This is a genomic window from Pontibacter liquoris (assembly GCF_022758235.1).
Taxonomy (GTDB): Bacteria; Bacteroidota; Bacteroidia; order Cytophagales; family Hymenobacteraceae; genus Pontibacter; species Pontibacter liquoris.
Window position 1 is genome coordinate 2,340,916 of sequence record NZ_JALEBG010000001.1, and the last position, 13,748, is coordinate 2,354,663.

General features: G+C 42.2%; 11 protein-coding genes. 1 reads left to right on the forward strand and 10 read right to left on the reverse strand.

Annotation, left to right across the window (positions count from 1 at the left end; all coding sequences use genetic code 11):
• Positions 1-54 precede the first annotated feature (54 nt).
• The 10 genes from LWL52_RS09660 to LWL52_RS09705 form a co-directional block, all read right to left on the reverse strand.
• Positions 55-1,488: a lipopolysaccharide biosynthesis protein gene (locus LWL52_RS09660; protein WP_242919258.1), complete on the reverse strand. Its 1,434-nt coding sequence runs from the start codon at positions 1,486-1,488 to the stop codon at positions 55-57.
• Between the two features lie 114 nt (positions 1,489-1,602).
• On the reverse strand, positions 1,603-2,673 hold the full coding sequence (locus LWL52_RS09665; RefSeq protein ID WP_242919260.1) for a sugar phosphate nucleotidyltransferase: 1,071 nt from the start codon (positions 2,671-2,673) through the stop codon (positions 1,603-1,605).
• Positions 2,674-2,757: 84 nt separating this feature from the next.
• Complete coding sequence (locus LWL52_RS09670; RefSeq protein ID WP_242919262.1) at positions 2,758-3,384, reverse strand: acetyltransferase; 627 nt, start codon at positions 3,382-3,384, stop codon at positions 2,758-2,760.
• A 2-nt stretch (positions 3,385-3,386) separates the two neighbouring features.
• Complete coding sequence (locus LWL52_RS09675) at positions 3,387-4,544, reverse strand: LegC family aminotransferase (protein ID WP_242919264.1); 1,158 nt, start codon at positions 4,542-4,544, stop codon at positions 3,387-3,389.
• 31 nt (positions 4,545-4,575) lie between these two features.
• Positions 4,576-5,577 (reverse strand): NAD-dependent 4,6-dehydratase LegB, encoded by a 1,002-nt coding sequence (locus LWL52_RS09680; RefSeq protein WP_242919266.1) that lies wholly within the window; start codon positions 5,575-5,577, stop codon positions 4,576-4,578.
• Positions 5,578-5,594: 17 nt separating this feature from the next.
• Positions 5,595-6,599, reverse strand: a complete 1,005-nt coding sequence (locus tag LWL52_RS09685) for an SDR family oxidoreductase (RefSeq protein ID WP_242919268.1) — start codon at positions 6,597-6,599, stop codon at positions 5,595-5,597.
• A 126-nt stretch (positions 6,600-6,725) separates the two neighbouring features.
• Entirely contained in the window at positions 6,726-6,869 is a 144-nt protein-coding gene (locus LWL52_RS09690) for a hypothetical protein (RefSeq protein WP_242919270.1), read from the reverse strand.
• A gap of 3 nt (positions 6,870-6,872) precedes the next feature.
• Positions 6,873-9,242, reverse strand: a complete 2,370-nt coding sequence (locus tag LWL52_RS09695; RefSeq protein ID WP_242919272.1) for a GumC family protein — start codon at positions 9,240-9,242, stop codon at positions 6,873-6,875.
• Between the two features lie 12 nt (positions 9,243-9,254).
• A complete protein-coding gene (locus LWL52_RS09700; protein WP_242919274.1) occupies positions 9,255-10,043 on the reverse strand; it encodes a polysaccharide biosynthesis/export family protein in 789 nt (262 codons plus the stop codon).
• 832 nt (positions 10,044-10,875) lie between these two features.
• A complete protein-coding gene (locus LWL52_RS09705; RefSeq protein WP_242919275.1) occupies positions 10,876-11,658 on the reverse strand; it encodes a hypothetical protein in 783 nt (260 codons plus the stop codon).
• A 739-nt stretch (positions 11,659-12,397) separates the two neighbouring features.
• Here LWL52_RS09705 and LWL52_RS09710 point away from each other — a divergent pair.
• Positions 12,398-13,735 (forward strand): DNA recombination protein RmuC, encoded by a 1,338-nt coding sequence (locus tag LWL52_RS09710; RefSeq protein ID WP_242919277.1) that lies wholly within the window; start codon positions 12,398-12,400, stop codon positions 13,733-13,735.
• The last annotated feature ends 13 nt before the right edge of the window (positions 13,736-13,748 follow it).

Genomic DNA, 13,748 nt, shown 5'->3' on the forward strand with positions numbered 1-13,748 from the left:
CAATTTTATATTACTTGTTTTATTATTTTCTTTATTAGGCTTTATTAGGCTTTATTAGGCTTTATTAGGCTTTATTACCTTAATTATTTCTTTCAATAAATCCCTTTCTAAAAAGAATATCGTTAAAGCATATATGGGAATGCTTAGTACTATTTTAGATAGCAGACTTAATTCTAGATTCAGATTAAAACTATTAACTAATAAACCTATAAGTATAATTAAGAGGCAGCCTAAAATTATCTTATACAACTGCTTCCAAATATCTAATAAACTTAAGTTTATAATGTTGATTGCTACATTTAAAATTGGTATTGCACCTATAGTACCAATTAATAAATATGCAAATACTAAACCTTCCAATTCTCCTAAGTATAGCCCTAAGATCCAAGCAGGAATCAGAATAATGTTTAAGTATAGAGTAACTCTGAAAGCCTTACCAGCATTACCTGTAGCATTATAAATTACTCCATTTAAAGAAAGTACAGATTGAGCCGCGCCCAAAATACTAAGCATCTTAATAATGGGAATTGCATCTCTCCATTTAGCTCCTAAAATCAGCAGTACAAATTCATCGGCTACAGTAAACAGACCTACCATTAAAGGAAATGTGACTAGTGCAATGAACTTAATAACCTTTAAGTAATGAAATGCAATCTTCTCTTTATCACCCTGAATAACGGAGAATGCAGGAAACAGCACTTTACTAAAAACACTGGTAACATTTGATATAGGCAACATCATTAGATTATAGCTCCTGGTATAAATACCTAGCGAAGCATTTCCTAAAAATTTACCGATCAGCAAATTGTCTAAGTTACGTGTTAAGTAACCAAGCATATTTGTTCCAACTATTCCGGAACCATAATTAAATAATCCACTTATCTCGCTCCACGAAAAGTAAAACAGAGGTCTCCATTTAGCTATTCTCCACACAAATATCAGGTTAATAACAGAAGAAATAATACCCTGAATTACCAGGCTCCAAACTCCCCAATTATTATAGGCCATATAAAAAGCAACTCCATAACTTAGGAAAGTAGCTATCCAAGCAGCAACAATCTTAAGCTTAAAATCTATGTTTTTACTTAAGAGGGTATTAGGTATTCCGGCAAGAGAATTGATTATTAAACTTAAAGTAACTACACGGGTCAGGATTATTAATTTTGGTTCATTATAAAATTCCGCGATAAACGGTGAAAGCACAAAAAATAAGAGGTACACAAACAAACCGATAGCCAGGTTAAACCAGAAAACACTGGATGTTTTTTTAACGGTTAAGTTTTGATCATAAATGATAGCAGAGCTGAATCCAAAATCAACAAATAAGTTAGCAAAGCCTGAGAAAATAGTTATCATACCTACTAACCCATAAGCTTCCGGCCCCAGTAACCTTGCTAAATAGATCCCAAACCAAACGAAGATAAGTTGGGTTACTACCTGGTTAATTATATTCCATTTTAGGCCGCTTTTAACCTTAGCTTGTAGCATATTAATTATAAAGACAGGAAGCTACAATAGCAAAAGTAGAAAAGTCTACTTTTATGATTACTCACGTTTAACTATACCTGTGTGCTTCTAAAAATATTTATTGAAATTTGATTATTACTTATCCATTAAACGTTTAACCGTTTTATCGTATTCCTGCCATTCGCCGGTATCCATCCAGGAGCCTTCGCTCACCGGGTATACACCAATTTTACGATTCTCTTTTTTAAGATTACCAATCAGTTCCGTTATATGGAAGAAACCTTTCTCAGGTATCTCATTTATAAGATCAGCTTCTAAGATATACATCCCGGTATTGATCCAAACTGATTGATTAGGCTTCTCTCTTATTTCCAGAAGTTCTCCGTTATCACCTGTCTCAAGCGTACCATATGGTATCTGATAATGTTTAAGTGCTGCTATAATAGTTAGCTCGTTTTTATTATCTCTGTGGTACTTTAAGATGTCAGAGTAATCCTGATCAATTATAATGTCGCAATTTGTAACAAAAAACGTTCTATCTATCTTACCTTTTAACAAACTCAAGCTACCTGCCGTGCCTCTTGGCTCATCTTCTTTGATAAACTGTATGTTGTAAGGAAGATTTAACTCTTTCAGGTAAAACTTGATCAGCGATGCTTTATAGTTTACTGATAAGAAAAAATCATTTACTCCATGACTGTTAAACCTGGAGAAAATTTCTTCCAGCATGGTACCGTCCCCAATCGGAATCAATGGCTTAGGCACCACATTAGTTAATGGTTTTAACCTGGTTCCAAAACCACCAGCCATTACCACTACAGGTAAATCGAATTGAAAAGCAGGTTTAGGTTTAGCATCTTTAAAAATGTCTTCCCAAAAATGCACGTCTAATAAGTCTTTATCTTCATTTACAACAGGGCAAAACTCCATTCTAAACGAAAGCATTAATTTCTCAATAGTATGCATAGTATCATCCGGAGACGCTACCCGAATGTGCTCCCGCAGTATAGTTGATATCGGAGTATCCAGATCTATCTTTTTGATGATCGCTCTTTGTATATCGCCCGCACTTACAATGCTTATAAATTTTTCATTACTGACAATCAGTAAAAGCTTCTTGTCTAGTACGTCCATTTGTTTCAATGCATCCAGTATAGTTGCATTTGGCGAAATTATGCGCTCTTCAATTCTTTTTGAATAAATCATTTACCTGTTAATATTCTTTACTGCAAAGCTTTTCACATCTTTATTTTGGGCTTTTGTAAGTAAGTATATACAAATACCTAAAAACTATTTAATGCGCCTTGCAGGATTTCCGACCCATGTCTGATTAGCTGCAACATCATTTATAACAACTGTTCCAGCACCTATAATTACACTATCTTCAATCTTAACGCCCTGCTTAACCACTGCATTCGCTCCAATAAAGCTACTTTTACCCACCATAACGTTACCTGCTAATACAGCTCCTGGCGCAATATGAGCGTAATCACCAATATTACATTCATGTTCCACAATGGCTCCGGTATTTACAATAACACCTTTCCCAATCTGAGCCATAGGATTTATCATTGCGCCTGCAGAAATAAAACTACCATTACCTATTGCGGCGTAACCTGCAACTATTGCGGAGGGATGTATGATTGAAGTATTATTAAGTTTTCTCTCTGTCAGGTATTCAGTCAGTTTTTCCCTGATTACATTATCTCCTATACCTATAAAAAAACTAGCATCGTAGGCCTTTATTTGTGTTAGAGTATTCTCATCTTTTTCATCCCCTAAGTATTTTAAATAAAATGGGTTGAATTTAGCTTCTGATCTATCACAATATCCTATTAAATCTAAACCTAGTTTCTTAATTGCATCTGCTACTACATATGCATGCCCAGAATAACCTAATAGTATAATGCTCCCCATAGTTATATCCTGACACTGCTAGGTATATTCACAAGTCTCTCTTCTAACCAATTACTTATTGATAAATCACCTAGCTGGCAATCTTGGAACATTGGTAACTTATGCATTAAAGTCCATACGGGCCTGGACATTACTCCATTAGCATTCAGTTCTGTTAAAAAGGCGTCACGCTCTTTCCTATCGTTTAATAGAACTGCGTTAAGCCAATAGTTTGCTTTGGCATCCGGCTCTTCTATTATATATTCTACTCCTTCTACCCCTTTAAAGAATTTTGTATAGTTTTCAGCCAGTTCTCGTTTATTTTCCACAAAAGCATTTAATTGCTCCAGTTGCGCGCAGGCCAAAGCAGCATTAAGGTTTGGCATGCGGTAATTATACCCGATATAATCGTGGTTAAACTCCCAGGCATGAGGTGTTTTAGCCTGTGTTGTCAGGTGCTTCGCTAGCTTTGCAATACGCTCATCATTCGTTACAATGGCACCGCCTCCGCCGCAGGTAACAGTCTTATTCCCATTAAAACTAAAAGTGCCAAGCAACCCAAAACCTCCTGTATGTTTTCCCTTATAGTAACTCCCTAATGACTCAGCAGCATCTTCCACCAATGGTATATTCCACTCCTGGCAGATGGCAGCAATGCGATCTACCTCACAAGGAAAACCAAAGCTATGCATCGGAACACAAGCAGCGATCCGATTACCAGTTTTCTTATTAAAAGTAGCCCCCTCTGCTTTCTGTCCAAACTCCTTTAAGAATGCCTCCAGTTTTTCAGCACTTAGGCCAAGTGTTTTCCTATCAACGTCCAGAAAAACAGGTTTTGCACCAATGTAACTTATGGCATTGGCAGTAGCAATGAAGGTAAGGTCCTGTGAGAGCACTTCATCACCTTGCGTAACACCAGCAACAATAAGTGCCATATGCAGGGCTGCAGTACCATTAACAGTAGCAATAGCATACTTAGCTCCTGTAATATCCTGCATCATCTCCTCAAAGCGGTTTACATAAGCACCCACTGATGAAACGAAAGTTGAGTCGATGGCATCTGCTACATATCTCTTCTCATTTCCAACGAACCGGGGCTCATGTAAGGGAATAAAATCCTGATTAGGGAAAAGAGATTTTATATGGTTTAAGATGTGGCTATACTTAGTAGTCTGCCCCATAAATTAAGTCCTTAGAAGATTTACCTTAATTCTATATATTATAAATATCAGCCTTGTATTGTCGCAGGTTCTCTTTGTTTCGGAACCACTCAATTGTTTCCGCAAGTCCCTCCTGTAGCGAATACTTCATCTCCCAATTTGTATGGCTCTTGATCTTACTGTTGGCTCCATATAAACGGAACACTTCGCTTTTCTCAGGCCTTAAACGAATATCATCCTGAATTATTCTTGCCTCTGGATTGATCTGGTTGATCAGGCTCTGAGCAAGATCTCCAACTGTTATCTCAGACTCGGTTGCGATGTTACAATCTTCACCTATAAGGCTATCTGACTTTGCAATTTCTACAAAACCATTCGCAGTATCCTTTACAAAAAGCAGGTCGCGCGTAGGAGTCAGATCTCCTAATTTTATTTCAGTTTTACCCTGCAGCAACTGTGTGATAATAGTAGGTATAACGGCTCTGGCTGATTGCCGAGGACCATATGTATTGAATGGTCGTACTATAGTAAGTGGCAAGTTGAAGCTCCTGTAGAAGGATTCTGCGATGCAGTCTGCACCAATCTTTGAAGCTGAATAAGGAGATTGTGGCTGACGCGGGTGCTTCTCATCTATTGGAATGTACTGTGCGGTGCCATATACTTCTGAAGTGGATGTTACCAACACTCTCTCTACACCCAGATCTTTTGCTGCCTGAACGATATTTAAAGTACCTTTTACATTGGTATCAATATAACTATCCGGAGAGTGATAACTGAAAGGTATAGCTATCAGTGCTGCCAGGTGAAAGACTACATCTATATCCTTCATAGCAGTACGTACACCATTCGGATCCCTTATATCGCCAGAGAATATCTCTAGTTGTGAGAGTTTTTCTTTAGAAAAGTTATCTAACCAACCCCAACTATTGAAGGAATTATAGTATACAAAGGCTTTGACGATACATCCTTCCTCTAAAAGACGTTCCACCAAATGACTTCCAATAAAACCATCAGCTCCGGTTACAAGTACTCTTTTACCTTTTAATTCAGCCATAAAAGTTAATGTGATTTCTATCTATTAATAAAATTTGTGGCACTATTTGCCTTGTACCAGTTAAATGCTAAATCTAACCCATCTAAAACAGAAAATAAGGGTTTGTAACCCAATACTCTATTCGCTTTCCCTATATCTGCAAGACTATGCCGAACATCGCCTTTTCTTTCTTCCCGGTACTCAGCAGGTATAGATACTCCGGCAATTTCATTAATTTTATTCCAAAGCTGATTTAAAGTTGTGCGCTCACCAAAAGCTATATTGACTACGTCATGCTTTGTGATAACCGAACTTAGCATTGCCTTTATATTTGCCTGCACAGCATTTTCAACAAATGTAAAGTCCCGGCTGGTTTCGCCGTCACCATTTATAAAAGGTGCTTCTCCATTCAATGCAGATTCTATAAATAAAGGGATAGCTGCTGCATAAGGCCCTTTCGGGTTTTGTCTTGGCCCGAATACGTTAAAGTAGCGCAGGCCAATCGTATGAAAGTCGTAGGTTTTAGAGAATACGCTTGCGTATAGCTCATTCACATATTTCGTAACCGCATAAGGAGAGAGGGGATTCCCAATTTCGTTTTCCACTTTAGGCAGGCCAGGGTGGTCGCCATAGGTACTGGAACTGGCAGCATATACCATGCGCTTAATACCCGCATCGCGTGCCGATACCAACATATTCAGGAATCCACTTACGTTTACCTCATTGCTGGTAATGGGATCATTAATGGAACGCGGCACCGAACCCAGCGCTGCCTGGTGTGAAAGATAATCTATTCCTTCCAATGCTTTGCGGCATATCTCCAGATCCCGTATATCCCCCTCCAGCAGTTCAAAAGCAGGATTCGCTTTAAAAGCTTCTATATTCGCATGTGACCCCGTCGAGAAATTATCCAGCACCCGCACTTTGCCTGCACCATACTTCAGCAGGTATTCTACAATGTTAGAGCCTATAAAACCTGCACCCCCAGTTACAAGGAAGCTGTATTGGCTAAGGTTTTCGGTATGGTATGGTGTTTCGTACACAGCTTTGGGCTATTATAGATTTAATTATTAATAAGTCATTTCGACGCAAGTAGAAATCCATTGAAACATATTGTGATGCTTCATATTTCTCCTTAAGTCGAAATGACACCATTCTTTGTATTTATTTTATACTCTGGCGTCGGCTAATTCTTTTGGTAGGATGCTTTTTACATCGTAGATCACGGCTTTCTCTTTGCATAATTTGCTTAGATCAAGTTCCCTGAACGTGTCGAGTGAAACGGCCAGGATCACGGCATCACTACAAAGCACGTGTTAGGCCTTTACCTTTTTCCGGAACTTCTGGGTCCACTCCCTCTTCTGCTCCTCGCCATACGTATAACTGTAGCCGTAGCCATAACTACTCCCCTGCTTGGCATCGTTTAGCACCAGGAGCGGGTGCTTGAGTTTCTGGTGTTTATAAATATCATGGATGATCTCCAATTGGGATCGGAAGGTATAGCCATAGCGCACAATATAGATACTTGAATCGATATAAGGCGCCAACGTAAAGGCATCCGTTACCTGCCCGACAGGGGCAGTATCGATTATGATAAAGTCATAGGCTTCTTTCAGTTCGGCTAGCAGCTGCCCTACTTTCGGGCTCATCATCAGTTCTGCAGGGTTAGGTGGAATCGGACCGGCACTTACCACAAAGAGACCAGGCACGGCTTGCAATGGCTTTACTATATCAGCCACCGTTGTGTCGTCGGAGATCAGGTAATTGGTAATGCCGGGTCCAGGGGGCAGGCCAAGCTCCTGAAGCAGGCGGGGCCGGCGCAGGTCAAAGCCTAATACTACCACTTTTTTACCTGTTAATACCAGGCTGGCCCCTAGGTTAATGCTGAAAAACGTTTTACCTTCCCCGCTCATGCTAGAGGTAACCAGTATTACTTTGTTTTCTTTGCCGGCAGTGGTAAACTGCAGGTTAGTCCGCACGAGTCGGAACATTTCCACGATTGGGCTCCTATTGTCTTCTTCCACTACAAGCGTACTGCCCGTATCATTATGCGCCAGCTCACCCAGTATAGGTGTAGCCGTAGCCTGCTCCACCTCTTTCTTCTCCTGCACTTTGTCGTTTAAAAGATCCTTCACATAAATGCAGGCAAAAGGTACTCCAAGGCCCAGCAGCAGGGCAGCCAAGTATATCAGCGACTTTTTAGGTGCCACAGGCTGATCGCCCGCCATAGCCCCATCCAAGACGCGGGAATTAGAAACGGCTGCCGCTAAGGATACAGCGGATTCTTCGCGCTTTTGCAGCAGGTACAAATATAGCCCCTGTTTGATGCCCTGCTGGCGCTGGATCTCCAGCAGCTCCCGCTCAATAGAGGGCACCTGTTGTATGCGGGAATCAAAGGAGGCCATGCTAGCCTTCAGATTGCTCTGCGTGATCACCAGTCCTTTTTTAATATTTTGCAGGTTCTCCAGAATGTTTACCCGCAAGTTTGCCAGCTGGTCGTTGATATTTTGAATAAGGAGATTGGTTGGCTGGGTAGTGCGCAGCATGCGTTCCCGCTCCAGCTGCAGCTCGTTAAATTTACCGATCAGGCCCAGCAGGGTCGGGTCATGGATGCTAAGCGTACTCGGCACAAGTTGGTACTGCTGCCCATTCTCCTGTAGATACTTTTGGATTGAGTTCAGTATATCGAGCTGAATCTCATACTCGGCCAGTTGTTTGTTATACTCACTCGCCCTCTCCACATACAACTGTGCTTCGGAGCTTACATCCGTCAGTTCGTTCTTCCGCTTATATTGCTCCACGTTCTTCTCCACATCACTTAGCTCGGCTGTTAGAAATTTCAGGCGCTCATCAATGAACTGGATGGTATTGGAGGCAACCTGGTTCTTATCTTCCACCGCCTCTTTGTTGTAAACCTCCACCAGTTTGTTGATGATGTCCTTTCCTTTTTCCTGCACGGGTTCTGTCAGGCTGATCCAGAGCACGCTGGCATTCTTGTTTACCGGCTCTATGGAAAGCCGGCTGCTATAGTTCTTCGCAAGTTTAGTCAGGTCGTTAAAATGCACTATCACTTTGCCAGCATTTGTAGGAGAAAAGGAAGCAGCAGCTGCCACCACGGTGAAAACCCCATATGGTTTTTGTATTTCTTGGCCGAATTTATGCGAAGTGATAATAGATTTACCTTTATCGTCTTCCTCCTCCAGTTCGAAGCTGTTATTATCTTTGATTTGCAATATAAGGGTCTTCCCAGATGCGGATGGATGAAGTTTTCCGACGATCACCTTCAGTGGAACCGCCGGGCCATAGATTTCCACGTCATGTACCGTGCCTTGTTTAAAGTAGCTTGTCTGCAATGAAAGCTCCGTCAGCACACGCTCCATCAGACTCACGGCATTCAGCACCTCGATTTCGTTATCTACATTTTTGGTGGATTTAAAAACGTCAAGATCGCTAAAAGCAGAGGCATCGCCAAGATCCGCCCCTTTCTTATCATCCCGAATCAAGAGTTTGCTCTTGATCGTATATTGCGGCGTGGCATAGCGTAAGTACAGAAAGGCCATACCAAATGCAACAATTACACTAAGGGCAAATAACCACCAATACCGCAGGTATCGGTGCAGTAGCGCTTTAATATCAATCTCCTCTGCTTCCTCTGGTTGAAAAGGCGTAAATCCTTGCTCAGTCATACTCACTGGTAATTAAAATAATCGGGACAACACGATACTCAGGGCCGAAACGACCGCAACTGCTACTGGCAGATAATACGTTCTGGTGCTTGCCTGCAGCTCTTTGGCTCTGCTGGGCTCAACATAGACCACATCGTTCTGTTGCAGATAGAAATAAGGCGAGTTCAGGACGTTCTTGTTATTGAGGTTAAGGCGTATCATTTTGCGTGTACCGGCTTCTTCGCGTATCACGAGCACATTCTCCCGTTTGCCATAGGCAGTCATGTCGCCGGCCATTCCCAGCGCTTCAATGATGTTGATCCGTTCGGCCGGGATAGTAAACGTGGAAGGGCGGTTCACTTCACCTACCACTGTTACCTTGTAGTTGAGATAGCGCATGTTTACAATGGGGGCCTTCAGATGTGCCTGCAGTAAGTCCGTAAACTTCTCTGTAGCCTGTGCTCTTGTAAGACCGGCCAGTTGTACTTTGCCTAATATTGGGAAGTTTATATTGCCCTCTTTATCTACCAGGTAGCCTTCGCGCGCCACGCTGCTTGCAGTGTTCGTAGCCATGCTATAGTTGGAGATACTTCCAGCTGCGGGGTGCACCTCCCCGGTATTGAACAAAGCGCTAGCCTCAGGGTTAAGGCTGGTGATGGAGATGCTGAGCAGATCGTAAGGCTGGATGCGAGCCTCTGTGCCATTAACGATCTTTTCCTCGTAGGTCGCCTGTTCCTGCATATCACTGAAATAAGCCAGGTTACGGGGAGAACAGGAAGTAAAAGCAACTAGCGCCAGCAGGTAAAGTAAATTTATTTTCATGCAATAAAAGAAAGCTAAATCAAAAATCCGCTGCAAAACTTACAACTTAATTCAAGATGACGCGTTTAAGTACGTTTTGCAAAAATGAAAAAAAAGATCGGGGAAAAGAATAGTTTTCCTTTAAAAATTCAAAAAAGAGTACAAATATTTTCTAAGGTGTGTTCAAGGCTCTTTAAAGTCACTATGAATATCTCTTAATTAAAAAGAGCACAAATTTCTGAGCAGTACAAACAACAGGAGTTACTTAATAAAAGGTCGTATAAACATTAGTCAACTGTAGGACTGTTTGAAATTATAACCTTCATACTTACGGTTGTTTTTGACTCGTTATGCCAGTCAAATTAATAATCTCGACATCATTTTCAGACATAGGTTTAAAAACCTGCGCTAGTAAAAGCTTATAAGAAACATGAAAATACTTTTTGCTAGGAAAATGAGTAAGTTTATACTTGAAAGTTATAGTAAGTTATAGTAAGTTATTATCAATTCTGCGCTATTGCCTGGTAGTGCCCACATATTTACAGGCTTCCTTCCCTGGAAGAACTAAAAACTGATAATAGGTTCAGCGATATTGGCACAAGAGGACGCTCTTACTAAAGAAAGATAATACTATAATGACCAAAGCTGGCATGGGCTGAAACACAACAAGCTTCTTACAAAACGTTCGTAATTGCAACCTGAGGTATTTTATAGAATATGCTGCTTATGTGTGAGAGCAGCTCACAACAGGAGAAGGAATATTATAGAGAATGCACTAGTAAGTGTGCACTCATACAATTACTTGAACCTGATTAGAAAACAGGTACAAGCAGATCGAATGAACTAGTTGCGATTATCTTTTTCGAGTGAGCGCGTAAAGCAGTTTTACCGAAAAGTTTAAGTAGTGATCGTTAGGCCCTAAATGTCCTGCTTTGTTTAGATTATTATCTAAATAATCTGTGGTTGTAAAATGAAAGTTTAGCTCAGGCGCAATGCTGATCTGCCTGGAATAATAAAACTTAAGTCCTCCTCCAAGCGGTACGGTTAGCGCAACGGCCGGGTAGTGACGCGCTGCAGGCATGGCTCCGGGCAGGATCTTTCCGCCATCCCCGGAAGTAGAAGAAGAGGCTTTATACACCAGAGCGCCTATCCCTACTTTTACATATGGTTCCACTAGACGCTGGCGTCTTGCCCTATAAAAGCCCGAGCTTCTGTAGTTGCTGAACAGATTAAATACAGCAGAGCCGGATATCTCGGTAGCACTTGCCTTGTAAGAGAGATCACCACCTGCTTTATACTGGGCGTCCTCCGCACCTTTTAAGCTGACATGATCTACACTGCCCAGCAGTTCCAGTGCGGGTGAAACTTGGTAGATGGCCCCTATATTGAAACTGGGGCCTATGCCGTTGTTCCTAATCGAACTTTTTTCATCAGCTGCGTTATTTACCCTGTTATCACTGTTCATCAATGCTACACCTGCTCCCGCAAAAATAGTCACACCTTTCGTTTTCCGGCGGCTGTTATAATTCATACTCGATCTGAACTTTGGGCCGCCCCGACGCTGCGCTTGCACAGTAACCGCCATGTTAATAGAAAACAGTAGAACAATAACAAAGGCTAAAATGGAATGCTTCATGGCGTTGATAACGGCTACAACAGTTTACCGGGATATTAATTGCACAATTATACATATTAAAGTCCAAATATATATAATATAAAATGGAATTTATTGAGTACAGGTGTACATTCTGTTTTTAGAGTAAAAGAAGTTTAGAAGAACTTGCGGCGAAGCGAATTTATGTTATATAAAGATAATATTCTGAAAGCAGAGATTCCTGACAAGGAATCCCTATTCAAACTTAATTAAGTTTTCCATAAGAAGGTTCTATACTGTAAATGGATTGCTTTCATCCTATTGTAGTTCGGAGCATTGGCTCTATAACTCAATGTTGCAGGCTAAATCCTATCTGTTTTACAGGCATGCCGCCAGGGTGTATCAGGCGAAAGTTTAAATGGATGAAATGTCATCATTCGTCATGTCCAAGGAAATTCCTTTGGCTACCAGCAAAACATACTCAAATATACTTTGCCGGATTACGCCAGTTACAAACTGGGAGTATGATAAGCCACAAGTTACGCCAGTGCTAAACTTGCGGCATAAACGGTTTGACGCAAGCATCCGCTTGTGCCAGCGGGTCCGGAGCATCTCTCCTATCTGTGGTTAAAACATTAACGCAGATCAAGATAGATTATGGAGTAATTAAAAATTTTAAAATTGTTAAAAGGTTCTGCAGGGGAATCCGGAAAAGGAATCTTCCACTATTTTATGCTAATCTCATTAACAGCAAAAACTAAAATACCTTACCTTTACCTGTATGGAAATAATCGTTGGAATCGCGGCTTTTTTAGGTGGATTGGTAGTAGCTTTCCTGGTATTGCGAGGAAAACTGGGCACCCTACAGCAAATTGCTAACCAGGCTGCAGTAGCGCAAGGGGTGTTGGAAGGGCAAGTTCGGCTGAAAGCAGAGGAAAATGAGCAACTGAAACGCCAGTTGCGGGAGGCGCAGACCGAGACTATGGAACTGACCAACGCCCTCACAAAAGTAGAAACCGACTACGACCATCTCCAGAACCGCATGCAGGAACAGGCCCGGGAACTGGAGCAACTCCGCGAGAAATTCCTGCAGCAGTTCCAGAGTATCTCTAACCAGGTGCTCATGACGAATGTCGAACACTTCAACAAAGCCTCTTCCGAAACCCTGGAGCGGGTACTCTCACCTTTAAAGGAGCGCATCAAAGAATTTGAAGCAAAAGTGGAGCAGACGTATGAAAAAACCCTGAAAGATAGCATCTCCCTAAAAGAGCAGATCACGCAACTGGCTTCGCTGAACCAGCAGATGAGCCAGGACGCGCTGAACCTGACCCGGGCCTTAAAAGGCGAGAACAAAACGCAAGGTAACTGGGGCGAATACCTGCTGGAGAGCCTGCTCGAAAAGTCGGGGCTGCGGAAGGGCGTGCATTACGAACGCGAAGAAGTACGGCAAAACGATGAAAGCAAAGTTTACCGTCCGGATGTGATCATTCGCCTGCCCGAGGGCAAGCACCTCATCATCGATTCAAAAATGTCGCTGGTAGCGTATGAGGCGTATTGCAGTTGCGAGGACGATTTACAGCAGGAAGTATACCTGCGAAGCCACATCACTTCGGTGCGCACGCACTTCACCGACTTGGGCCGCAAAAACTACCACCGCCTCAGCGGCATCAACTCTCCGGATTTTGTGATGATGTATATCCCGCTGGAGCCTGCCTTTAACCTCGCCGTGCAGCACGACCATGATTTGTTCACTGATGCCTTCGATCGCAACATTGTACTGGTTACCACCTCTACCCTGCTGGCCACGCTCCGCACAGTGGCCGGCGTGTGGCGCCAGGAGGATCAGAAACGGAACGTGCTCCGGATCGCCGCTGAAAGCGGGAAGCTGTACGACAAGTTTGTGGGCTTTGTAGACGATCTGAAAATTATTGGCAAGCACCTTGAAAGCAGCCAGAGTTCCTACAACGCGGCGATGAACAAGCTCACCGAAGGAAAAGGGAACCTCATCCGCCGGGTAGAGATCCTGCGCGAATTGGGCGCTAAAACAAGCAAAACGATCGACAACAATCTTTTGCAGGAAGCGCAATTGACCGAAGAACGGGAAGAAGAAGCGGAGTAACGTATACCTGCTG